The organism is Streptomyces sp. NPDC098781 (assembly GCF_044759995.1).
Lineage (GTDB): Bacteria > Actinomycetota > Actinomycetes > Streptomycetales > Streptomycetaceae > Streptomyces.
In genome coordinates this window covers 217,863-240,553 of the sequence record NZ_JBIWAK010000003.1, presented here as the reverse complement: position 1 = coordinate 240,553, position 22,691 = coordinate 217,863, and the positions used below count along the sequence as shown (strand labels likewise).

The window sequence follows — 22,691 nt, the reverse complement described above, 5'->3', positions numbered from 1 at the left end:
AACCCTCACGGGCTTTGGCCGAAGGCGACTTGTGGACTCGGCCCTCCAACCGGCGTTGACATGCTCGCGATGCGTAACCATGCTGCTGAAGAGCTGTTCCATCGATGGAAATCGGGGGCGCCGAGGTGACGATGAAGCTTCCTCGCTGGATCACGGGCGCAACGGCAGTGCTGCTGTCCGGCGTCCTGGCCGCCGTGCTGACCGTGACGTCCGCCGAACCGGCCCGGGCCGGGCAGACGAGTCTGCGGGCCGCCGACCCGAGCGTGCTGCGCGTCGGCGGCACCTATGTCTCGGTGCAGTCGGCCGGCGGCGGCATCGTCGTACGCCAAGCACCGTCAACGGACGCTCTGGCAACGGCGCCTGCCCGCCAGGTCTGGTCCGACACCCGCAACCTCGGCGAGGTCTGGGCTCCCGAGATCGTGCGCGACGGCGGCCGTTACTACATCTACTTCTCGGCGGGCCGCGGACCGGCCCACCGGATGTATGTCATCAGCTCCGCCGCTCCGGACAGCGGATACACCTCCGAGGCCCAACTGGCCCTGCCGGACGGCAAATGGGCCATCGACGGAACCCTGTTCACCTTCAACGGGCAGCGCTGGTTCGTGTGGTCCGGCTGGGCCGGCGACACCAACGTCGAGCAGAACCTCTACATCGCCCGGATGAGCGGCCCGACCACCCCGACCGGCGGGCGCCACATCATCTCGCAGCCCCGGGAGAGCTGGGAGCGGGTGGTCGGCGACCCGTTCATCAACGAGGCCCCCGAGGCCATCAAGGACCCAGGCGGCCAACTGCACATCGTGTACTCGGCCAACGGCAGCTGGAGCGAGCAGTACTGCCTGGCCGACCTGCGGCTGCGGGCCGGCGGTGACCCGACGTACGTATGGGACTGGTACAAGTCCAACGGCTGCCTGTTCGGCTCGAACCGCGCCACGATGATGGCCGGCTGGGACCCGACGCTGTACGTCAACGGGCCCGGCCACCACAGCTTCGTTCTGCTCGACGGCGACATCGGCACGAGCCCGCCGGCCGGCCCGAGGTTCCCGCTGATGTTCCACGCGGTCCCCAAGGGGACGCCGTACGCGTGGGAGAACCGGTACTGGTACACCGGGACGTTCTGCTGGTGGGGCAACACCCCTTACAGCCGTGCCGACGAGCCCGGTCCGAACACGGATACCGGCTGGAGCCTGAAGTTCTTCGAGTAGTGCCCGTCGTGCGCCCGAGGGCAGCGGAGATCGTGCTCACTGGAGAGTGCCGATCACTTCACGGATGTGCCCCAGCATGGAGTAGCGGTACTCCGTTCCGCGGCTGACCTGGAGCATGGATCGATCGACGAGATCGGAGACGATGTCGACCAGGTGCGGGAAGTCGTCGGCGACCGACTCCCGGTCCGGACGGCCGAGAAGGTCCTTGATCGTGAAGGCTTCGAGGAACGCCGACAGCCAGTGCAGAAGGCGGCGTTGCTCCTCGCCGAGCATCCCGTAGCTCCACGTGACGCTCTCGACGAGGGTGCGCTGATGAGGAAGGCCGGCGACGCTCGGTTGGGCGACGATCTGGCGCAGCGGCGCCTGGAGCAGCGTGTCGATCGATAACGAGCGCAGCCGCAGCGCCGCCACCTCCAGCGCGAACGGCACTCCGTCCAGCTTGCGGCAGATCTCCGTGACAGCGGACCCGCGGCCGGTCAGGTCCAGGTCCGGGCACGCGGCCTGCGCGCGGTAGAGGAACAGTTGCTCGGCGTCGACCGTGGACAGGGGACGAACCTCCACGGTCTTGACCCCGGCCGCGGCCACGGCATGTCGAGAAGTGATCAAGATCCACACATCGGGAAACTCCGCCAGCAGCCGCTGGCACGCCCGGACCGCGGGCGTCTGCAGATGCTCGATGTTGTCGATGACCACCAGCCGCCGCATGGCCGCGGAACAGTCGCCCGGCGATCTCTCGGCCCGTAAAGCCTCGCAGACCGCCTGCCAGACGGCCGTCTCGTCGTGGTCCTCGGACGTCTCTCCGAGAGGAACGACCGAGACGCCTCCCGCGAACTGACTGCGCAAACGATCCGCGACGGCGAACGCCAACTTCGTCTTGCCGACGCCGCCAGGTCCGACCAAAGTGGTCCACCGGTCTCGATGCAGACTGTCGCACATGCGGGCGATGTCGTTCTTCCGCCCCACCAACCAGTCGTGATCGCCTGCGGCGTGCACGCCGTTCGCCGTCGACACCCCTGCCGGCCGACCGGACAGGGCTGCGGCGTGCTCTGTCCCGTTCCTGTGGGTGAAATCCCGAAGCACGAACTCCGCCTCGAAGAGGCCCGCCGCCTGGAAAGCCGCCACCACCAGTGACAGGGACGAGTGCCGGGGCGACCGCACGGCACCGGTCTCGATGTTTCTGACCGTTCGTACGCTCACTCCCGAGCGATCAGCGAGTTCCTCCTGGGACCACCCCGCATCCATGCGTTGGCGGGCAAGTAATCCCCCGAGGTTGCTGCCACGTTTCATGATTCACACCCTCGGCCCCAAGTTCTGAGATCGAGCAGACACCAACTCGCGTAGCAATCCATCCAGCATCGAGAAGCAGAAGTACTCACAGGCCCCCGGAACGTCACTTCGCAATGAACTGATCACGAACAACCGTGCTACCCAGGCTTGCCGCCTGTACTCTGGGCGTCAACCCTGGGTGGGGCCTTGATCACCGGGCGTCAGTGAATCTTGGGGCCGAACCGCCAGCCCCTCGACACCCTCCTGTCAGGGATGACTTCATTCGGTAATCAACAACCGGATGGCAATGGAATCCCGGTATGACGTTGATCACATGAGTTCATGGGTTGCGGCGCTGAACGGATCTACGCGTGTTCCCGGTGGGTACGAGTCGTACCGGCGCCGCACATAGGTGAGCGCGGTCATGAGTTCCGGGGAACGCAGGGGACGAGCACCGCTGATGTCCGTGACATCGCCGATCGGCAGTGCGCCCAGGGCGGTCCATCGCAGGCGCCCGTCGGAGTCGATGGCCGCGCGGGTACGCCCTGCGTTGTCCGGATGCAGGCAGAACGGGATGTCCAGGTACCCGCGACGGAACGCGGTGAGCAGCGCTCGGCCCACATCAGGGTCCAGCTCCAACACCGCGTCCACCAGGGCCCGTGCCTCTCGCTCGACGGTGCCCTCGGCCGGCACGACGGCGCCCTGGCCCGCCGCGTCCTGCCGCAGGTCCTCGGCAAAGGCCGCGGCGAGTTCGAGTGCGTCGACGTTCTCGGCGACCAGGGGGATCCGCGACGCCTCCGCGGCCGTCTTGACGATGAGTCGCGCCGATCCGGTCCGCACCGCCAGCCGGACCGCCTCACGCAGCAGCAGACGCGCACCGGTCGCCGTCCGCGGGTGGACACCCATGTACGTGTACACCACGACGTGCCAGTCGATGTCGCCGAGGCGCTCCTCGGCGATGCGCACCAGAGCGTCGACGGCCTCGACGTCCTGATCCGGGCTCGTCTGCTGGGCGTAGCTCAACGAGACATCGGTGACGCCGTGCTGGCGGAAGAAGCACGCCTCCAGGACGCTGAGCGCCACCAGCATGCTCGGTGGGCACAGTTGGCCGAGCATGCAGCCGCCGAACGTCTCCAGATGCGGCCTTCGGCCGGCCTCGGCCAGTGCGGCAAGCTCACGGCAGGATGCTGCCCAGGCCGTGATCGAGGCGTCGAGAGGTGTCCTGCCGTACGGCAGGCAGTAGGAGACCGGACCGCCTTCCGTCGCGTCGAGCCCGGCGGCGATCAGTGCGGAGACGATCGCTCGGGGGTCGGGTGCGCCGTGGCGGACCTGGACCGGGAAATCCCGGTCCATGACGCCTCGCAGAACGGACTCCGTCGTGGCCGGTCCGCGCAGGACGATCGGGTATCCGTTGAGCGGGGAACCGTTCTCCAGCGCCCTCCGCGCGGCTTCGTGCCGGCCCAGCCGGGTGTAACTGTCGACGGTGATCGTGCCCGCTGTGGTCGCTGCCGCGGACTTCGTCGCCATCAGCCCGGCCCGCATCCCGCCCGGATCGCTGACTCCCATTCTCGGCTGGACCACGAGCCGGCCGGCGGCGTGTGCGGCCGCGACGTACGCGCCGAACGAAGGCGGGCCGGAGGGCCGGCCGGCGCGGTCCATCACGGCCTTCCGACGGCCAACGCGCGGACGAACGACGTGAATTCTCCGATCACGGCCGGGTCGTCGGAGTACACCGCGTCGAACCCGGCGGACAGAAGGCGCTCGGCATCCCGCCGTCCCCGGTCGGAGGTGCTGAGTTTGCCGCCGATGACGACAGGCATCCCGACCGGCGCACCCGGTCCCCGCAGCTGCTCGATGGCTGTCAACGCGTCCTCCGTCCCATGACCGTTGACGGTCCCGAGGACGAGCAGGTCGGGACGGAGGCGTGCGCACTCCTGCGCGAGAAGCGTCGCGGGAACGCACGGGCCGAGATTGTGAACGCGATGCCCCGACTCCTCGAGCAGGAGCTGGAGGAAGACGAGATTCCAGGTGTGCGCATCGGACTCGGTCCCCGACACGACCACGTTCAGCTGCTTCAGCCCGGGGGGTTCTTGCGCGGGTCCCGACGGTGCCGACGGTCTGGCGAGCAGTCGCGTCAGCGGCGTTTCGTTCCCCATGCAGCCCGATGATGCCCGGCGCCGGATCGCGTGGACCAGGCACGAACACGGCAACTGACAGGCACGTTCCACGCCGGTCGGGCCGGAACTCGGCGTTCCGGCCAGCTGAGTTTGCCGCCCGAGTTTGCCGCCGGAGTTTCCTGGTGCCGGCCGGCCGGGGCGAGCACGATCGTGAACCACGCGACTCAGGAGTTGCAGGAGGGCGGGGGAGCCGGATGGACGACCACCGCGAATTCGACGTCGTCGTCTTCGCGGATGCCGGATCAGGATCCCGGCGATGAATCACTGATCTCGACGCCCTTGGGCGCTGCCCGGCTCTGCCGGCGTCGCCCCACAGCGCGGGGAGTGGTAACGGGGAGTGGTAACGGTGACTGCTGATCATGCTTGTGACCTGTCCGGAAACCTCTGGTCTCCGCGTGGAATCCGTACGCTGATCCAGGAGCGGGTGGCTGCCCACCCGGACGCCTCGGCGGTCTGTGACACCGCCGGCGTGGCGCTCAGTTATGCCGAACTCTGGGAGCGGTCCGGGTGGCTCGCCGCCGATCTGGCCGGCCGCGGAATCGGAGCCGGCGACCGCGTGGCCCTGGCCCTGGGGCGCTCGGTCGATTTCGTGGTCGCGGTGCTGGGCGTGATCCGTGCCGGGGCCGCCTACATCCCGCTGGACCCGATGGCCCCGCCCGAGCGGGTCGAAGGCATCCTCGCCGACGCCGAGCCCGCCGTGATCCTGGCCGCGTCGAATCCGTCGCCCGCTCTGCCGCCGACCCGAACCACGCCTGTCACCGGTCTGCCCGACCGGGACCCGGGCACCCCGGTCCCGGATCCCGCCGCCGACCCGGAATCCGTCTTCTACATCGGCTTCACCTCGGGCTCGACGGGCCGCCCGAAGGGCGTCATGATTCCGCACCGTGCCGTCGAGCGGTTCGCCACCGCACCGAACTACCTCCGCTTCGAACCGGGCCTGCGGGTCGCGTGCCTGGGGAACCCGGCGTTCGACATCATCCTCTTCGAGGTCTGGACCACCCTGGCCGGCGGCGGGACCGCGGTCGTCCTGCCGGACGCCGTCGACATCCCGATCGCGGACTGGGCCGCCGTGCTGTCGGAGCAGCGGATCGACACCCTGTTCCTGACCACCGCGCTGCTGGAGATGATCGTCCGGGAGAACCCCAGCGCCTTCGCCTCGGTGCGGTCGGTGATCTTCGGCGGCGACGTCGTCGACCCAGGCGCTCTGCGTGCCATCCGCGCCGCGCGGCCGCCACACGAACTCGTGCATGTCTACGGCCCGACCGAGACGGCCACCTTCGCCAGTTCGCACCTGTGCCGAGGCGAGGACCTGCGCGACGCCCATCGGGTCCCGATCGGCAAGGCGGTCCAGTCGACAACCTTGTCACTGCGCGACGCGGACCTGCGACCGGTGCCGTCCGGCGAGGTCGGCGAGATCTGCATCGGCGGGCCTCAGGTCGCACTGGGCTACCTCGGCCTGCCCGAGCTGACGGCGGAGCGCTTCAGCGTCCTGCCGGACGGCGAGCGGATCTACCGGACCGGTGACCTCGGCCGGCTGCTCCCGGACGGCACGTACGACTTCCAAGGCCGCGTGGACCGCCAGGTCAAGGTGCGCGGCTACCGGGTGGAACTCGGCGAGGTCGAGGCGGCCGCGCTGCGCACCGGTCTGGTGGCGGCCGTGGCGGTGGAGCGGACGGGCGAGGGCCCGGAAGCGCACCTGGTGGGCTTCGCGGCCCCCACCCCCGAGTCCGATTCCACCGATCCGGTCGCCGATCTCATCAAGGCTTTGAGTCGGACCCTGCCCGAGTACATGGTCCCCCACCGGTGGCGGCTGTTCCCCACGCTCCCCATCAACTCCAACGGGAAAGTGGACAGGACCGGGTTGGTGGCCGGCCTCGCTGAGTCCGCGAACACGACCGCAGCCGACGCCGCGCACGGCGCGAGCAGCGGCGCCGCCCCGGTCGACGCGGAGGCCGGCGCCGGGACCGGACCCGCCGATCCGGAAGCAGAACTCTGCGCCCTGCTGTGCGAGGTCGTGGCCGGCGTGCTCCACCTCCCGCAGGTCAAGCCCGAGGACAACTTCCTCGACCTCGGCGGCACCTCCATCCTGGCGCTACAGACGGCGAGCCGGCTGCGCAAGGCGCTGACCTCCGACGTCCTGTTGAACCCCGCGGAGATCCTCTTCGCCGACAGTCTCAGAGAGCTGAGCCGAAGCCTCCTCGACCCGACCGACGCCGTACGGTGAGGGGCGAGCTCGGGCCGGTGCCGACGCGTCGCGCGGCCGGCACGGCGCCGCTGTCGTCGGCCCAGGAGTCGCTGTGGTTCCTTCGGGCCGCCGATCCGGAGGCGACGACCTATCACATACCCACGCTGATACAGCGACCGCAGGGTATCGACGTCGGCATCCTCCGTGCCGCCCTGACCGCGGTCGCGGCGCGTCACGAGATGCTCCGCACCACCTTCCCCGTGCGGGACGGCGGGCCGGTACAGCGGATCGGGGATCCCGGCCCCATCGACGTCGAGGTGGTCGATGTGCGGGACCGCCCTGACGCGGAGAGCTTCGTGCTGCGCGACGCCCGCGCCCGGTCCGCCGCCCCCTTCGATCTGGAGGACGCGCCGCCGATCCGCTGCGTCGTGTGGCAGGGACCGGCCTCCGGTGACGCGGTACTGCTCTGTGTCCACCACATCGCCATCGACCAGTGGTCCGTCGCGGTTCTGGTCGAGGACCTGGCCACGGCCTACGACGCCGTCGAGGCCGGGACCGACGTCCGGCTTCCCGAAGTCCCGCTCCAGTTCGCGGACTTCGCGGCCTGGGAGAGGGAAGCGCTCGACACCGATCAGGCACGCCGGACGGAGTCGGAGCGGATCGCGGACCTGCGCGGCTACCCGAGCCGGCTGCGGCTCGGCGCGCCCCCGCCCGGCGACGCCGCGCGGAGCGGACCGGACAGCGAGCGCGGGCTGCTCGACCTCAACTTCCCGGACAGCGTCGGCGAACTGCTGCCGCGACGGGCCCGGGAGCTGCGGGTGACGCCGTTCCTTCTGGCGCTCGCGGCCTTCCAGGAGACCGTGCGCCGCTGGTCCGGACAGGAGCGGTTCCTGATCGGCACCACACTGACCCAGCGCACCGGCGCCGAACTCGACCGGACCGTCGGCTACTTCCTGAACACGGTGCCGCTGCGCTGCCGGGTCCGGGCGTCCGCGAGTTTCGCAGAGCTCTGCGCCGTGGTCCGCCAGGAGTTCACCAAGGGCATGCGATGCCAGGCGACACCGTTCGACCGCCTGGTCCAGGGTCTTTCGGTGAGCCGTGCCGGCCGGCCGCTGACGCAGCTCGCGTTCAGCGTGCTGCCGACCGGGCCGGCCGAACCCGCGGGCGCATGGCGCGAGTTGCCCGTCCCCCCGCCGGGTAAGGCGGCGTTCGACCTCACCGTGCTGGTCGCCACGGGCAGCGACCGGCCGACCGGGGTGATCGAGTTCGACCCGGCCGTCTATCCGCGGCAGACGGTCGCGGCGCTGCACGACGACTTCACCACTGTGCTGTCCGCCGCCCTGGCCGACCCGGATGTCCCGGTGTCCCGGCTGCCGCTCGCACCCCGCCCCGGCGGCGGAGCACAGGGCACGTTGATCGGGCCGCAGTTGGATCTCGTGACCATGGTCCGTAGCCGCCTGGCGGCCACGGGGAAGAAAGGACGCGGATGACCGAGCAGACCGTCGACCAGAGTGCCGAGACGACCCCCGAGGCGATCGCCGAGCCCTGGAAGGCCAGCGTCGGCCTGGTCGTCGACCAGGCGTACCTGGGCTCGCCGTACACCGGCCTCGACGCGTGGCGCGCGGCGGCCGAGGCCGGCGCGGAGTGGCTCAGCGTGGTCGTGGAGGCGTACGGACTCCCCGAGGAGAGGATCCACGAACTGCGCGACGACGCCTACAAGGCGGGCATCCCGATCAACCTGGTCGCCTGTCCCGCCTTCGGGCTGGCCGACCCCCGCGACGCGGTCCGCGACTTCAACCTGGAATGGGCCAAGGCCCAGGTGGACTTCGCGCGGGGCGTCGGCGCGCGCCGGGTGAAGGTCCTGCTGGGCGAATGGGTCTGGAAGGGCAACTGGTCGAACGAGTTGCAGTGGCAGCTGGCCGTCGAGAACCTGCGCCGCCTGTGCGACTACGCGGAGCAGCACTCGATCATGGTGAGCCTCGAGCCGGAGGCGCTGGAGAACGCCTACATCAACGACACGTACACCCTGTTGCAGATGCTGGACGACGTGGCCTCGCCGGTACTGTCGGCGAACGTCGACACCTCCCACCTCGTGGTCCGCGCGATCCACCCGAGCGGTATCAGGATCCTGAAGGGCCGACTGGACACCGTCAACTTCTCCGACTCCAACGGCCGCTGGCACGAACACCTGCCGCCCGGCACCGGGGTGAGCGACATGGCGGCCTTTGCCGCCGAGGTGAGCAACGCCCGGCAGTCCGACGACGCACTGGTCGCGGTGGTGGTCGGCCCGTTCGCCGACCCGGAGAACGCCTACGAGAAGGTGGCCGCGTCGGTGGGCGCCACCCGTCGGCTGTTCGGAGCCACGCTGGATCCGGCCGGCGGCGGGACGGGTCTGTGACACCCGGCGCACCGGACTCCCGCACCGAACTGCTCGACCTGGTCGTCGCGCAGTTGGCGACCGCCCCGGCGACCGCGGGCGTCACCTGCGGCGGCCGGTTCACGCCCTACAGCCGGATCGACGCCTGGGCCGGGGAGGTCGCCGACGCCCTGCGCGGCGTCGGCGTCGGCCGCGGCGACATCGTGCCAGTCGCGTCCGGCAGGGGCGCCGCCATGGTCGCCGGCTGGCTCGGCGTGCTCCGTGCCGGGGCCGCCTACCTGCCGATCGACATCGACCTGCCGGACGAGCGCGTCGCCTACCTCGCCGCCGACAGCAAGGCGCGAGTGGCGCTGGTCGACGCGTCTCCGGGCGCCCCGAAGGGGGCATTCGACTCCAGCGTGACCGTGCTCAGCATCGATGACCTGCCCATGCCGGTTGCGTCCGTCGGCCCGGCGCCCGCCGCGGACACCGGATCGGCCGGACCATCGGACGCCGTCGCGGCGCCGGCCGAGAGCGACCCGGCGTGCGTCCTCTACACCTCCGGCAGCACCGGCCGGCCCAAGGGTGTGGTCATCGATCACGCGACCCTGCTCCAGGCCGCGCTGCGCTGGTGCTGGCTGTTCCCGTTCGAGCGCGGCGACCGCATCCTGTCGTCCGCCTCCGTGTCCTTCGACGCCGGCAACGCCGACATCGGCGCGGCGCTGGTGTCCGGCGCGGACCTGATTCTGGCCACCGACGCGCAGCGCCGCGACCCGGCACTGCTGGCTCCGCTGCTGACCGCCGAGCCCGGCCTGAGCGCGCTGTTCGGGACTCCCAGCGCCGTGCACGCCGCGCTGGCCGACGTCGCCCCCGGCTCCGGCCGGGTACGGCACGTCATCATGGGCGGCGAGGTGCTCACCGGCGCCCGGGTCCGTGAGGCCCGCGCCAAGCTCGGCTGTCGGGTGACCAACGTCTGGGGCGTCACCGAGGCCCCGGCCATCACCACGACGCACACCGCCGACCCGGACACCGACCCGGAGCTACCCGGCATCGGTACGCCCGTCCCGAACACCCGGGTCCACCTGCTCGGCCCGAATCTGGAACCGGTGCCGGACGGAGCGGTCGGCGAACTCCACATCGCCGGCGTCGGGGTCGCCGCCGGATACTTCGGCAGCCCCTCCTTGACCGCGCGGCGCTTTCTGCCCGATCCGTGGTCCGAGATCCCCGGCGCCCGCATGTTCGCCACCGGCGACCTGGCGGTCCTGCGGCCGGACGGCGGCCTCGAATACCGCGGCCGGGCCGACCGGCAGGTCAAGGTGAACGGGAACCGCGTCGAACTGGGCGAGGTCCAGGCGCTCCTGGAGGCGGTGCCGGGCGTGCGAAGCGCGGCGGTGCTCGCCGACCGCGACGGCGACCGCGACCGGCTCGTCGGCTACGTCGAAGTCGACGAGTCCGCCGAGCCGACCGCCGGGCAGGTCCGCACCGCCCTGCGCCGATGGCTGCCCGCGGCCGTCGTCCCCACGTCGGTCCGAGTAGTCGCGGCCATGCCGCGCTCCGCGCACGGCAAGCTCGACGTCGCCGCGCTGCGCTCGGCCCCATGGCGGGAGCCGGCAGCCGCGGCGGACGAGAACGGTCCACACCCGGCGAACCGTTCCGCCGACCACGACCTGTCCGTGCGCCTCTTCGCCCGAGCCCTGGGCCGGGACGAGGAGACCGCCGACTTCGCGGCGGACGCCGACTTCTTCGCCCTCGGCGGCACCTCGATGGTCGCCGCACGGATGATCACCGAGGCCCAGACCCCGGACCGCCCCACCCTGGCACTGCGGGACTTCCTCGCCGATCCGACGGTCGGCGGATTAGCCAAGGCACTGGCCGCCGCGGCCTCCCCGGCACCGGAGGCCGCCGCATCGGGAACCGCCTCGCCCCTCTCTGCCGCGTCGCACGCCGGACACCCCGACGGAGCCGACGACACCTTCCGGGCCGACAGCGCCCAGCGGCGGCTCTGGATCCTCAACCAGGTTCCCTCCTATCGGACCGCCTACCTGATTCCCGCTGTGCTGGAGCTGACCGGACCGGTGGACCCGGAGACGGTGTGCGCGGTGGTGGGGCGGGTGCTGGAACGGCATCCCATGCTGCGCGCCCGCTTCCGTCTCGCCGCCGACGGCCGCGGCGTCGAAGGCCGGCTGGGGCCCCCGCCCGAGGTCGGCCGCCTCGATGCCACAGACCTGGACGACGCGGCGCTCGCCGCCCACATCGACGCCCTGTGCGGCGACCCGTTCGACCTCCGGAACCAGGCGACGGTGCGGGCCGAGGTGATCACCCACGGGACCCGGCAGCTCCTGGTGCTGTGCGCGCACCACATCGCCGTGGACGGGGTGTCACTTCGCCTGCTGCTCGGGGAGATCGCCGCGACCTACCGGGCCCGTCGATCCGGCGCGCCGGACGTGGCGCTGCCCCCGACCCGGCTGCCGGCGCTGTCGACCACGACCCCGGAGCGCACCGACGACCTGCTCGCGTCGCTGCGCGGCGCGCCGACCGACGTGCTGCTGCCGCACGACCGGGTGCGGCCGCAGACCGCCGACACCGCCGCCGCCTCCTGTCCGGTACCGCTGGACGCCGCGGTGTCGGCCCGGATCGCCGAGTTCGCCGCCGCCCACGACGTCAGCGTGTTCATGGTGCTGGCGGCGGCGGTGGCGGTCGCCCTGGCCCGCCGCTCCGGACAACGCGACTTCCTCCTCACCTCACCGTGGGCCGGCCGGGAGGACGCGGACCGGGCCGAGGTGATCGGCATGCTCGTCAACACCCTGGTCCTGCGGGCGGATCTGAGGGGCGCACGGACCTGGACCGACGTCCTGGCCCGCGTGCGAGCCTCGGCGCTGACCGCGTACCGGTACGCCGACGTGCCGTTCGACGACGTCGTGGCCCGCCTCCAACCGGAACGGGACCTGAGCCGGCCGCCGCTGACCCCCGTCGAGATCTCACTGTCCGATGGCGTCCTGCCGCCGATGGACCTCGGCGCCGATGTCACAACCCGCTGGCTGCCCACCGGGTTCGCGCGGGCCAAGTACGAACTCGTCGTCGACGCCCGGACCACCGGCGCCGGACTGGACCTCGCCCTGGGCTACGTGACCGCGCTGTTCGACGACGCCACCGCCGCCCGGATCGCCACCGACCTCGGCGGTGCGCTGACCGACCTGGTCACCGCCCCGACCGCCGGACTCGGACTGCCCGAGATGGGCCCGGCCCTGCCGGTGGCGCTCGGCGCGCTGCCCGGCGCCCCGGACGGCACGGTGCTCATCCACCGCGCCACGCAGCTCACCCGCGCCGAACTCGACGCCTGGGCCTGGGGCGTTGCCGCGCGGCTGCGGGCGGCCGGCATCGGTCCCGGCGACGTGATACCGGTCGTGGCCGGCCGCGGCCCCGCGATGGTGGCCGGCTGGCTGGGCGTGCTGCGCGCCGGGGCCGCCTACACGCCGGTCTCCGCCGACGTCCCGCCGCCCCGGCTGGCGTACATCGCCCGGGAGGTCCGAGCCCGCGTGGTGCTCGTCGACCACGGCGATCGCGTCGCCGTCGACGACCTGGCGACCATCGACATCACCGGCCTGAGCGGTCCGGCGACCGCGCCGCCGCCGGTCACCGGCGCCGATCCGGCCGCGGTCCTGTTCACCTCGGGCACCACGGGCAACCCCAAGGGCGTCGTCGTCACCCACGGAAACCTGACGTCGTACATCGCGGCCATGCACGGGACCTACCCGCGCCTGATCGGCACCCGGCACCTGCTGGCCAGCACCGCCGACACCGACTTCTCCGGCACCGTGGTCCTCGCCCCGATCACCACCGGCGGGTCCACGGTGATCGCCGATGACGCCGAGTGCCTCGACGGCCGTCTGCTGGCCGACCTGATCCGCCGGCACCGGATCGAGGTCGTCAAGCTCACGCCCTCACACGCGGCGCGGCTGCTCGACACGCCGTTCGGCGCCGCGCTGCGCGATGCCGACGTGCTGGTGCTCGGCGGCGAGCCGATCACCGCCCCCCTGGTCGGGGCGCTGGCCGCGGCGCGTCCGCCGGGCACGCTGACGATCAATCACTACGGCCCGACCGAGACCACGATCGGCGCCGTGACCCACGTCCTGGACCCGGGCGTCCCCGAGACGCCGCCGGTGGGACGGCCGCTGCCGGGTGTCAGGGTCCTGGTCCTGGACGAGGACCTGCGTCCGCTGCCGGACGGCGAAGCCGGGATGCTCTGGATCGGCGGCCCCCAGGTGACCGCCGGTTACCTGCGCCGTCCCGCCGAGACGGCGCGCGCCTACCGCCTCCTGGCCGCCGACGCCGGCGCCGGGCCCATGTACCGGACCGGCGACGTGGCGGTCCGGTCGGCCGATGGCACCATCCGCCTGCACGGACGCGTGGACGACCAGGTCAAGATCCGGGGCTTCCGGGTCGAGCCGGGCGAGGTCCGCGCCGCGCTGCTGGCCCTGCCCGAGGTACGGCAGGCCGAAGTGTTCGGCCACGACGGCCGGTTGGTCGCGTTCGCCGTGCTGGACGGCGACCCGGACGCGGGCGGGGCGGACCTCCGGGTCGCCCGCGAGTCGGGTCCCGGGGAGAACGGCGGGTCCGGCGCCGCAGCCGGTCGCCACGTCCTCGACCGGCTGCGCTCGACACAGCCCAACCACCTGGTTCCCGAACTCCTGGTGCCCGTCCCGTCGATCCCACTGGCCCGGACCGGCAAGGCGGACCGGACGGCTCTGCGGTCCCTGCTGACCGGCGAACCGGGCGCGGCGCCCGGGGTGGAGCATCCGGCCTCTGGTTCGCCCAGGACAGCCGCCCCGGCCATCGGCGAATCCGATCCGGAGCAGCAGATCCGCGCCATCTGGTGTGCCCTCCTCGACCGGCCGGACGTCGGGCTCGACCAGCCGTTCTTCGAGGCCGGTGGCAACTCGCTGCTGCTGATCGCGCTGCTGGAGCGGTTGCGCGGACTGGGTGCCCGGGAGGTGGCCGTCGGCGACTTGTTCTCGCACGTGACCGTGCGAACGCAGGCCGCGCTGCTGGCCGAGGGCGACCTTCGGGCCGAAGGCGACCTCCGGGCCGAGGGCGACCTTCGGGCCGATGGCGGGCGACCCGCCACGGCGAGGCGGCGCGACGGCCTGGCGGCCCGGCGGAGCCGGGCGCGAGCGGGGACGAGTCAAGACAACGGGGTGCGAGAGTGACGACTTCACAGACCGACATCGCCGTGACCGGCGTCGCGGGCCGGTTCCCGGACGCCTGGTCGCCGGCGCAGTTCTGGCAGAACGTCCAGGACGGACGGGTCTGCGTCCGCGAACTCGACGACGAGGAACTCCGCACGGCCGGAGTGAGCGAGGACATGATCGCCGCGCCGGACTACATCCGGTTCGGTACGCCGCTGCCCGGCTACGACCAGTTCGCGGCCGACTTCTTCGGCATCACCCCGGCCGAGGCCGAGGTCACCGATCCCCAACAGCGACTGTTCCTCGAAGCCTGCTGGGAAGCGCTGGAGGCGGCCGGGCACGCCGGCCGAAGCCGCGAACGGCTGATCACCGGCGTCTACGCCGGGGCGAGCTTCAGCACCTACGCGATGGCCCAGTACCTGGCACGGGCGCGGGAGTCCGGGTTCTCGGCCTTCTCCGACGGGGACATCCGGCGCGGCAGCCTCCCCGACTTCCTGCCCGCGGTCGTCGCCTACCGCCTCGGCCTGCGCGGCCCGGCGATCTCGGTCCAGACGGCCTGCTCGTCGTCGCTGACCGCTGTGCACCAGGCGGTGAACGCGCTGCTGGCCGGGGACTGCGACCTGGCGCTGGCCGGCGGCACCTCGACGGTGCACCCGCCCGACGGCCACCGGCGCGACCCGGCCGGGATCATGTCGGACGACGGACAGTGCCGCAGCTTCGACGCGGCCTCGACGGGCACGGTCGCCGGCGCGGCGGTGGGTGTCGTGGTGCTCCGGCGACTGGAGGACGCACTCGCCGACGGCGACCCCGTCCTCGCGGTCGTCAAGGGCAGCGCGGTCAACAACGACGGCCCCGACCGCCCGGGGTTCACCGCGCCCAGTCCCGCCGGGGTGGCCGACGTGGTGTCGACCGCGCTGCACACCGCCGACGTCCCGGCCGACCGCCTGATCTACGTCGAGGCGCACGGCTCCGGCACTCCGCTGGGCGACCAGGTGGAACTCCTCGGCCTGACCCGCGGGTTGGGCCGGACCACCGCGCGCTCCGGGTTCTGCGGCCTGGGCTCGGTGAAGGCGAACATCGGCCACTGCGGCTCGGCGGCGGGGATCGTCGGCATGATCAAGGCCTTGCGCATCGTGCAGACCGGCGACATCCCACCACTTCCGCACCTGCGCACTCCCCGCGATCCGGGCCTGCTGGCCGAGAGCCCGTTCGTACTGGACACCGTGGCCCGGCGGAACGCCGTCGGCGACAGGGCCGTACTGGTCCACTCGATGGGACAGGGCGGGACCAACGTCGCCGTGGTGCTGGAGCCGGCGCCGGAGGCGGTCCGGACCGATCCGTCAGGCGCGGCCGACACGGTCGAGCCACCGGTTCGGCTGATCCTCTCGGCGCGCAGCCGGGCCGCCCTGGACGCGGCATCCCGCGAACTGGCGGACGAGTTGGCGGCCGGCCGGCACCGGCTCCGGGAGGTCGCGCACACCCTGCGGGTGGGGCGCCGGTCCTTCGAGCACCGCCGCGTGGTCAGCGGCGACCGGCCGGGACTGATCGCCGCGCTCCGCGTCCCCCGTCCGCCCGCGGCGCGGACCGCGCTGGTCGAGCCACGCTCGGCCCTGGTGGTCCGGACCGGCGACGGCGCCCGGCCGACGCTCATCGCCGACGCCGTGGCCGGGGCGCTGGGCTGTCCGGTGACCGTCGCGGACGCGGCCGCGGAGCAGTTGCCGCCTACCAAGCGCGAGTTCGTGATCGTCGTCGGTCCCGGCGTGGCCGCCGCGCACCGTCACGTCATCCAGTCGGCGACCGACGCGTACGACGACGAGATCGCCGACCTCGTCGACGCGGCCCTCACCGCCGCGTGGCTCGACGGCGTCGATGTCGACTGGTCGACGTCGGCTGAAGCCGGTGCCCGGCGGGTGCCGCTCCCCACCTATCCGTTCCAGCGGCGGCGGTTCTGGGCGCTCGACCGCATCCGACACGTCTTCGCCGCCGGCGGGACGACCGTGCCCGGCGGTTCCGTCGAAGGCGGCGTCCCGGCCGCGGCCGACGGAACCCGCCCCGAGCACCTGGCATCCGCCGTGCCCGCCGCCGACGACGTCGAAGCCGATCTGGTCGGGCTGTGGCAGGAGATGTTCGGCTTCGCCCCGGTCGGCGTGACGGACGAGTTCTCCGCCCTCGGCGGGACCTCCCTCACGGCGACCCGGATGGCGCTGGAGATCGCGCAGCGCCACGACAACTTCCAGGTGAACCTGCACCGCGTCGGCGGAACCCGGACGACGGTGCGTCGTATCGCCTCCGTACTTCGCGCACGCGGGCTCGGCTCCGCCGCCTACGGCTCGACCGACGCCGAAGGCGCCCTGATCGACACGGACCTCGACCTGCCGCTGGGCACGGTGCGCCCGACCCGGCCGGATCCGCGCCGCGCGCTGCTGCTGACCGGCGCGACCGGATACGTAGGCGCGTTCCTTCTGCACGAAGCGCAGATCGCGGGCCACGACGACATCCGCTGCCTGGTGCGCGCCCGCGACGAGGCGTACGCCTGGGAGCGGGTCCGAGCCGCGGCCGCCGACTACGACCTGCCCGCGCCGGATCCCGAACGGGTCCGGATGGTGCCCGGCGACCTGACCGACGTCCGGCGGGCGCTGGCCGGGCCGGGCAGCGGGCCCGACGGTGAGCTCGGGCGGGCCGTCGGCCAGATCCTGCACTGCGCGGCGAGCGTCGTCTTCACCGAGACCTACCGGACGTTGCGCGCGGAGAATTCGATCGCCACCGCCGAACTGCTGCGCTGGGCCCGGGAGAACGGGGTCCAGGACTTCGGCTACGTCTCCTCGCTGGCGGCGTGCTCGCCGACCGGCCCCGGCATGGCGATCGCCGAGACCCGCGCCCAGCCGCTGGCCGAAGGAGCCGGCGGGTACGGCACCGGCAAATGGGTCAGCGAGCGGCTGGCCGAGCGCGCCGAACGGGACGGGATGCGGGTCCGGATCTGGCGACCGGGGCTGATCCTCGGCGACTCCCGTAGCGGCGCCTGCAATCCCAAGGACATGACATGGCGGCTGATCGTCGCCGGCCTGGCCGTGGGAGCGCACCCTGCCGACGACCGGCTGCTGTACTCGGCCCCGGTGGACGTGGTGGCCAAGGCGATCGTGGCCGGGCTGACCGAGCCCGGCGCCGTGGGCCGGGCCCAACACCTGGTCCACCACGAGCCGCTGTCCATCCGCGGCCTGTTCGCGGCGTTGTCCGCAGCCGGGCTGCCCACCGCGCCGCTGCCGCCCGCACGGTGGCAGCAACTGGTCCGCGAGCGGGCACTGGACGTCGGCGACGACGTACTCGCCCCGGTCGCGTTGCTCGGCTTCGACGAGGAACTGGGCGACGTCGTCCGGGTCGAGGCGGAGGCGTGGCGGGGCTGGCTGACCCGGAGCGGACTGAGCTCCGCCGTGGACGGCTCGGCGCTGGCCCGCAGCATCCGGTGGCTGGCCGGCACCGAGGGCGGGATGTACCGGGAACTGCTGGCGGGCGTCATCGGGCACGGAGATTCCCCGCGCCACCCCGTCGGCGCCGCGCTCGGAAGGAAGGTCGTGTGATGGGCACCCCCATCGGTATCGGCGACATCGGCGTTCTGCTGCCGGACCGCTTCGTCACCCCCGCCGAGCTGGCCGAGGCCGAGCAACTGGACAGCGGACACCGGGAGTTCGTGGAACGCACGGGTATCCGGACCGTCGGCGTGCTGGACGAGGAGGCCCGCGTCCTGGCCGCCCGAGCGGTCCGGACGCTGGTCGCGGACACCGGCGCCGATCCGGACGTGCTGGTGCTGGCCGCACCGCGGTCGCCGGACGTGCTGCTGGGATCCGACGTAGCCGCCGTCCAGGCCGCCGCGGGACTGCGCCGCGCCTTCGGCCTCACGGTCGACGGCCTGGGCTGTGTCGGGTCCAGTGCGGCCTGGGCACTGGGCGCCGACCTGCTGCGCGCCGACCCCTCCCGGTCGTCGGTGGTGATCGCGCACGCCAGCCGGCCGACCGGCCTGGACCGGGTCCGGTTCCCGGTCACCGTCGTCGGCGACGGTGCGTGCGCGATGACGCTGGTGCCCGGCGGGCGCCCGGTGCTGCGGGCCCACCGCGCCGAGATGGACGGGCAGTTCCACGACCTGTTCCGGGTGGACTACAAGGCCGGCCCTGCCTACGAGTGGCGCGAGGTCTGCGACAACGTCGACCGGTACCAGTTCCAGCTCGCGCTGCACAGCCGGGACAGGCTCAAGCGGCTGGTCGACCAGGTCCTCGTCGACGCCGGCGTGGACGCCGGGCGGATCGCGGCGACCCTGATGCAGAACATCACAGCGGGCGCCTTCGACTTCTACGAAAGCCTGCTCTCCCTGCACATCGACGACGTCTGCCGCGAGAACCTGCGCCGCTACGGCCACCTCGGCGCCATGGATGTGGTGCTCAACCTGCGCGATCTGCTCGCGGGCGGCGACCTTGCGCGCGGTGACCTCGTGCTGGTCCTGAACAACAGTCAGGTCGCGGCCTGGGCCGTGACCCTGTGGGAGGTCTGATGCGGCCGGATGGTCCCGGTGACGGTCCCGCGACCGCAGAGGAGAACGCGGTGAGCGACGTGGACGACCCGGCGGGCTCGCCCCCGGACACCCCGGACGTCGCCGATGCCGCGGCAACCCCGGCTGACGCCGAGCATGGTGCCATACGGAAACGGGCGCGCGCCAAGGACGGCGGAAACCGGCTGATCGCGGCGGCCGGCGTCTCAGCGCTCGGCGACGGGCTGCGGGCCACCGCGCTACCGCTGTTGGCGGTCACCTACACCACCGATCCCGCGCTGCTCGCGCTGGTCACCGTGGCCGGCACCGTGCCGATGCTGCTGTCGCCGCTGGCCGGGGTGGCCGCCGACCGCTGGCCGCGCCGCGCCCTGATGGTGTGGCTGGACGTGGGGCGAGCGGTGATCGTCGGGCTGGTCGCCCTCATGATCTGGACCAAGTCCGACGACCTGGCCATGCTGTACGCGGCCGCCTTCCTGCTGGGCGTCGGCGAAACGGTGTTCGGCATCACCGCGCAGGCCTACCTGCCGCAGGTGGTGCCCGAGGCGCGGCTGACGTCGGCCAACGGGCGGCTCCAGGCCGTGCAACTGATCTTCCTCGACACCGTCGGGCAGCCGCTGGGCGGCCTGTTGTTCGCGGTGTCCGCGGCGCTGCCGTTCCTCCTGGACGCCGCGTCGTTCGCCATCGGTGTCATGGTCCTGCTGACCGTGCACTCGCTGTCCGCCGCCCCCGCGACCTCCGCGGCGACACCTGCTGCCGGCACCGGCACCGGCCCGGCCCCGAAGCCGCCGGGCTGGGGCGAGATGGTCCGGGACGGATTCCGCTACCTGCGCCGCGACCGGCTGCTGATGCTGCTGGCCCTGATGCTCGGGTGGCTCAACTTCTTCTTCGCCGGGGTCAGCGCGATCCTGGTGCTCTACGTCCTGGAAGTCCTGGACCTGGGCACGACCGCGTACGGCTTCTTCCTCGCCGTCGCCGCGCTCGGCGGGCTGGTCGGCGGGCTGGCCGCGTCCCGGCTGCGGGAGCGGTTCGGGACGTTCCCGGTGGTGTCCACGGCGCTGGCCGCGCTCGGCGCGGCCTGCCTGCTCATGGGCCTGGTGCACCACCCGGTGGCCGGTGTGGCGGGCTTCTTCGCCCTCAACCTGGCCGCGGTGGTGTACCAGGCGCTCACCGTCGCGTTCCGTCAGACGACGGTCGCCCGCGAGGTGATCGGCCGCATCAACGGTGTCTACCGGCTGATCGGCACCGGCGGCGCCCCGCTCGGCGCGGTCTGCGCCGGCCTGGTCGCCGGTCAGGCCGAGATCTGGACGCCGTTCGTGGTCAGCGGGGCCGCGCTGCTGCTGCTCGCGGCCGTCACGTGGCGGCCGCTGCGGCGCCTGGGCGGGCCGCGCGGCGCCGAGGCGGAGGGCTGACCCGATGGCGATGATCACCACGAACTGGTGGAGTCCGGACGACGTGGCCGCGCCGGACCAGCCCCGCGCGCTGCTGTTCCCGTTCGCCGGCGGAGCGGCGCACTCGATGCGGGAGTGGATCGCGGAACTCGCCCCCGAGTGGCGGCCGTTGGTCATGCAGTACCCGGGCCGGGGATCGCGCTCGCGGGAGCCGTTCGCCGCCTCGGTGGCCGACCTGGCCGCCGCCGCGTTCGCCGAGTTCCTCGCCGTCGACGACGGACGACCGCCGCTGGTGCTGGGACAGAGCCTGGGCGGCCACGTGGCCCAGGCGTTCACCGCGGCCCTGGAGACGGCCGGGATCACACCTCGGGCGCTGGTCGTGGTGTCGGTACGGGCGCCGGGCGACGCCGTCGGTCCGCACGGTGCGGACGCCGGCCCGCTCGGACGGGACCGGTGGCACGAGCAGTCGGACGATGACCTGATCGCCCGCCTCCGCGAGCTCGGCGGCGCCGACCTGGACGTGTTCGAGCATCCGGAGCTGCGCGAGGCCCTGCTGCCGATCGTGCGAGCGGACCTCGCGATCGGAGACGACCACATCGCGCACGCCGAGCCGCACCGCGTCCGCTGCCCGGTGCTCGCGGTGCACGGCATCGGCGACCGGCAGGTGAGCGCGGCCGAATCGGCGGCGTGGGCCACCTGGACCACCGGCCCCTTCCAGGCCGTCTCCCTGCCCGGCGGCCACTTCCTCCAGCAGCGGGGCCCGGTCGGTCTGCGCGGGATCCTCGCCGGCCTACCGACTTGACGACGGGAGCACAACGATGACCGACACACCGACCGACGATCAGCGGATGCGGGTCCTGGTCAACGACGAGGAACAGCACGCGATCGTCCCCGAGGACTTCCCCGCCCCGGCCGGCTGGCGGGAGGCGGGATTCGCCGGCGGCGTCGACGCCTGCGAGCGCTGGGTCGAGGAGCACTGGCCGGACATCCGGCCGCGGTCCGTCCGGGAGGCGATCGTGGCCGCGCGGACAGGAACCACGGGGGCGGTATGACCACTGGACACGGGGAGGCCGGGGTGGGCGGGTCGGCCGCGGCGGCAGAGGGCGTCGCGACCGGCGGGTCCGGCCCGGCTGGGGCTGACGCATCCGCCGCGGAACCCGGAACCGGCTCCGGGCTCGACCTGACCCGGCCGCTGGCCCACGTCACCGGCGAGCTCGACCCCTACTTCGCCGAGCGGCGACGGGACCGTCCGCTGGTCTGGCACGAGCCGCCCACCGCCGGCGGGCGGGGCTTCTGGGTGGCCGGCCGGCACGCCGATGTCGCGGTCCTGGCCCGGGACACCACCCGGCTGTCCTCGGCGCGCGGCAACATGCTGGAGACCCTGCTGGACGGTGGCGATCCCGGCGGCGACCGCATGCTCGTGGTCAGCGACCCGCCGCGCCACACCGCGCTGCGCGGTCTGATGAAGTCCGGGTTCATGCCGGCCGCGCTGGAGTCGCTCGCCGAGCGGATCCGTCGCGTCGCCCGTGACCTGTGGATCCGGGCCGCACTGGACGGACGCTGCGACGTGGCGACGGACATCGCCGCGAAGATCCCGCTGGCGGCGATCTGCGACCTGCTCGGAGTCCCGGAGACGGACCGTGCCTACGTGGGCGAACGGACCACCGCGGCGCTCGGCTCGGACCTCGCCACACCCGTGCAGGACGCGTCGCGGCTGGCGCAGGCCGAAATCCTCCTGTACTTCTCGCGGCTGGCCCGGAACGACCCGAGCGCCATGCTGCGGGTGCTGGCCGAGGGGTCGCTGGACGGCGTCCCGCTGACCCGCGACGAACTCGTCCTCAACTGCTACAGCCTCATCCTCGGCGGCGACGTGACGACCCGGCTGTCGATCGTCGGCGGGGTCGCCGCGCTGGCGGCCGACCCGGCGCTGTGGGAAGGGGTGCGCGACGGCGAGTTCGAGATCGGGTCCACGGTCGAGGAGGTGCTGCGCTGGACCACGCCGGTGGTCCACCTGGCGCGCACCGCGGTCGCCGAGATCGACCTGCACGGCCGGCGCATCCGGCCCGGAGACATCGTCACCCTCTGGCCGCGGTCGGCGAACCGTGACGAGCGCGAGTTCGCCGACCCCGGGCGCTTCGATCCGGCGCGCCGCCCCAACCGGCACCTGACGTTCGGGTTCGGGCCGCACTTCTGTCTGGGCGCGCACCTTGCCCGGATCGAGGTGACGGCGGTGCTGGAGGGCATGCGCCATGCCGTCGAGCAGATCAGGCCCGACGGTCCGCCGTCGCCGGTGTACTCCGCCTTCGTCGCCGGCTATTCCGCACTGCCGGTCCGCCTGACGCCCAGCGTCGACGCCTTGCGATTCGCCGCCGGCCGAGCCGGCTGACCGCGCTG

Annotated in this window: 14 protein-coding genes; 11 read left to right on the top strand and 3 right to left on the bottom strand. The window is 72.6% G+C overall.

Features of this window, described 5'->3' with window-relative positions; all coding sequences use genetic code 11:
- Positions 1-131 precede the first annotated feature (131 nt).
- Positions 132-1,202 carry a glycoside hydrolase family 43 protein gene (locus ACIQWG_RS12915; protein ID WP_404095818.1) on the top strand — a complete coding sequence of 357 codons (1,071 nt, stop codon included), beginning with the start codon at positions 132-134 and terminating at the stop codon, positions 1,200-1,202.
- A gap of 36 nt (positions 1,203-1,238) precedes the next feature.
- On the opposite strand, the gene ACIQWG_RS12910 is transcribed toward ACIQWG_RS12915, so the two are convergent.
- From ACIQWG_RS12910 to ACIQWG_RS12900, 3 genes are all read right to left on the bottom strand, one after another.
- On the bottom strand, positions 1,239-2,489 hold the full coding sequence (locus ACIQWG_RS12910) for an ATP-binding protein (protein WP_404094041.1): 1,251 nt from the start codon (positions 2,487-2,489) through the stop codon (positions 1,239-1,241).
- A gap of 309 nt (positions 2,490-2,798) precedes the next feature.
- On the bottom strand, positions 2,799-4,127 hold the full coding sequence (locus ACIQWG_RS12905) for a methylaspartate mutase (protein ID WP_404094038.1): 1,329 nt from the start codon (positions 4,125-4,127) through the stop codon (positions 2,799-2,801).
- A complete protein-coding gene (locus ACIQWG_RS12900) occupies positions 4,127-4,624 on the bottom strand; it encodes a cobalamin B12-binding domain-containing protein (protein WP_404094035.1) in 498 nt (165 codons plus the stop codon). The genes ACIQWG_RS12905 and ACIQWG_RS12900 overlap by 1 nt, the downstream gene beginning before the upstream one ends.
- Positions 4,625-5,069: 445 nt before the next feature.
- Here ACIQWG_RS12900 and ACIQWG_RS12895 point away from each other — a divergent pair, with 445 nt between their 5' ends.
- The 10 genes from ACIQWG_RS12895 to ACIQWG_RS12850 are packed head-to-tail and all read left to right on the top strand — an operon-like array spanning position 5,070 to position 22,683.
- Positions 5,070-6,869, top strand: a complete 1,800-nt coding sequence (locus ACIQWG_RS12895; protein WP_404094032.1) for a non-ribosomal peptide synthetase — start codon at positions 5,070-5,072, stop codon at positions 6,867-6,869.
- A gap of 17 nt (positions 6,870-6,886) precedes the next feature.
- Positions 6,887-8,320: a condensation domain-containing protein gene (locus ACIQWG_RS12890; RefSeq protein ID WP_404094029.1), complete on the top strand. Its 1,434-nt coding sequence runs from the start codon at positions 6,887-6,889 to the stop codon at positions 8,318-8,320.
- Positions 8,317-9,228, top strand: a complete 912-nt coding sequence (locus ACIQWG_RS12885) for a sugar phosphate isomerase/epimerase family protein (RefSeq protein WP_404094027.1) — start codon at positions 8,317-8,319, stop codon at positions 9,226-9,228. Before ACIQWG_RS12890 ends, ACIQWG_RS12885 begins: the two co-directional genes overlap by 4 nt.
- Positions 9,225-14,393 (top strand): amino acid adenylation domain-containing protein, encoded by a 5,169-nt coding sequence (locus tag ACIQWG_RS12880; RefSeq protein WP_404094024.1) that lies wholly within the window; start codon positions 9,225-9,227, stop codon positions 14,391-14,393. The genes ACIQWG_RS12885 and ACIQWG_RS12880 overlap by 4 nt, the downstream gene beginning before the upstream one ends.
- Positions 14,390-17,947 carry a beta-ketoacyl synthase N-terminal-like domain-containing protein gene (locus ACIQWG_RS12875; RefSeq protein WP_404094022.1) on the top strand — a complete coding sequence of 1,186 codons (3,558 nt, stop codon included), beginning with the start codon at positions 14,390-14,392 and terminating at the stop codon, positions 17,945-17,947. The genes ACIQWG_RS12880 and ACIQWG_RS12875 overlap by 4 nt, the downstream gene beginning before the upstream one ends.
- Positions 17,947-18,912 (top strand): 3-oxoacyl-ACP synthase, encoded by a 966-nt coding sequence (locus ACIQWG_RS12870; RefSeq protein WP_404094021.1) that lies wholly within the window; start codon positions 17,947-17,949, stop codon positions 18,910-18,912. Before ACIQWG_RS12875 ends, ACIQWG_RS12870 begins: the two co-directional genes overlap by 1 nt.
- A gap of 50 nt (positions 18,913-18,962) precedes the next feature.
- Complete coding sequence (locus ACIQWG_RS12865) at positions 18,963-20,318, top strand: MFS transporter (protein ID WP_404094017.1); 1,356 nt, start codon at positions 18,963-18,965, stop codon at positions 20,316-20,318.
- 4 nt (positions 20,319-20,322) lie between these two features.
- Positions 20,323-21,099 (top strand): thioesterase II family protein, encoded by a 777-nt coding sequence (locus tag ACIQWG_RS12860; RefSeq protein ID WP_404094014.1) that lies wholly within the window; start codon positions 20,323-20,325, stop codon positions 21,097-21,099.
- Between the two features lie 16 nt (positions 21,100-21,115).
- The gene (locus ACIQWG_RS12855; RefSeq protein ID WP_404094011.1) at positions 21,116-21,349 is read left to right on the top strand and encodes an MbtH family protein; all 234 of its coding nucleotides are present in this window, start codon (positions 21,116-21,118) and stop codon (positions 21,347-21,349) included.
- Positions 21,346-22,683, top strand: coding sequence for a cytochrome P450 (locus tag ACIQWG_RS12850; RefSeq protein ID WP_404094008.1), 1,338 nt, complete (start codon positions 21,346-21,348; stop codon positions 22,681-22,683). Before ACIQWG_RS12855 ends, ACIQWG_RS12850 begins: the two co-directional genes overlap by 4 nt.
- The last annotated feature ends 8 nt before the right edge of the window (positions 22,684-22,691 follow it).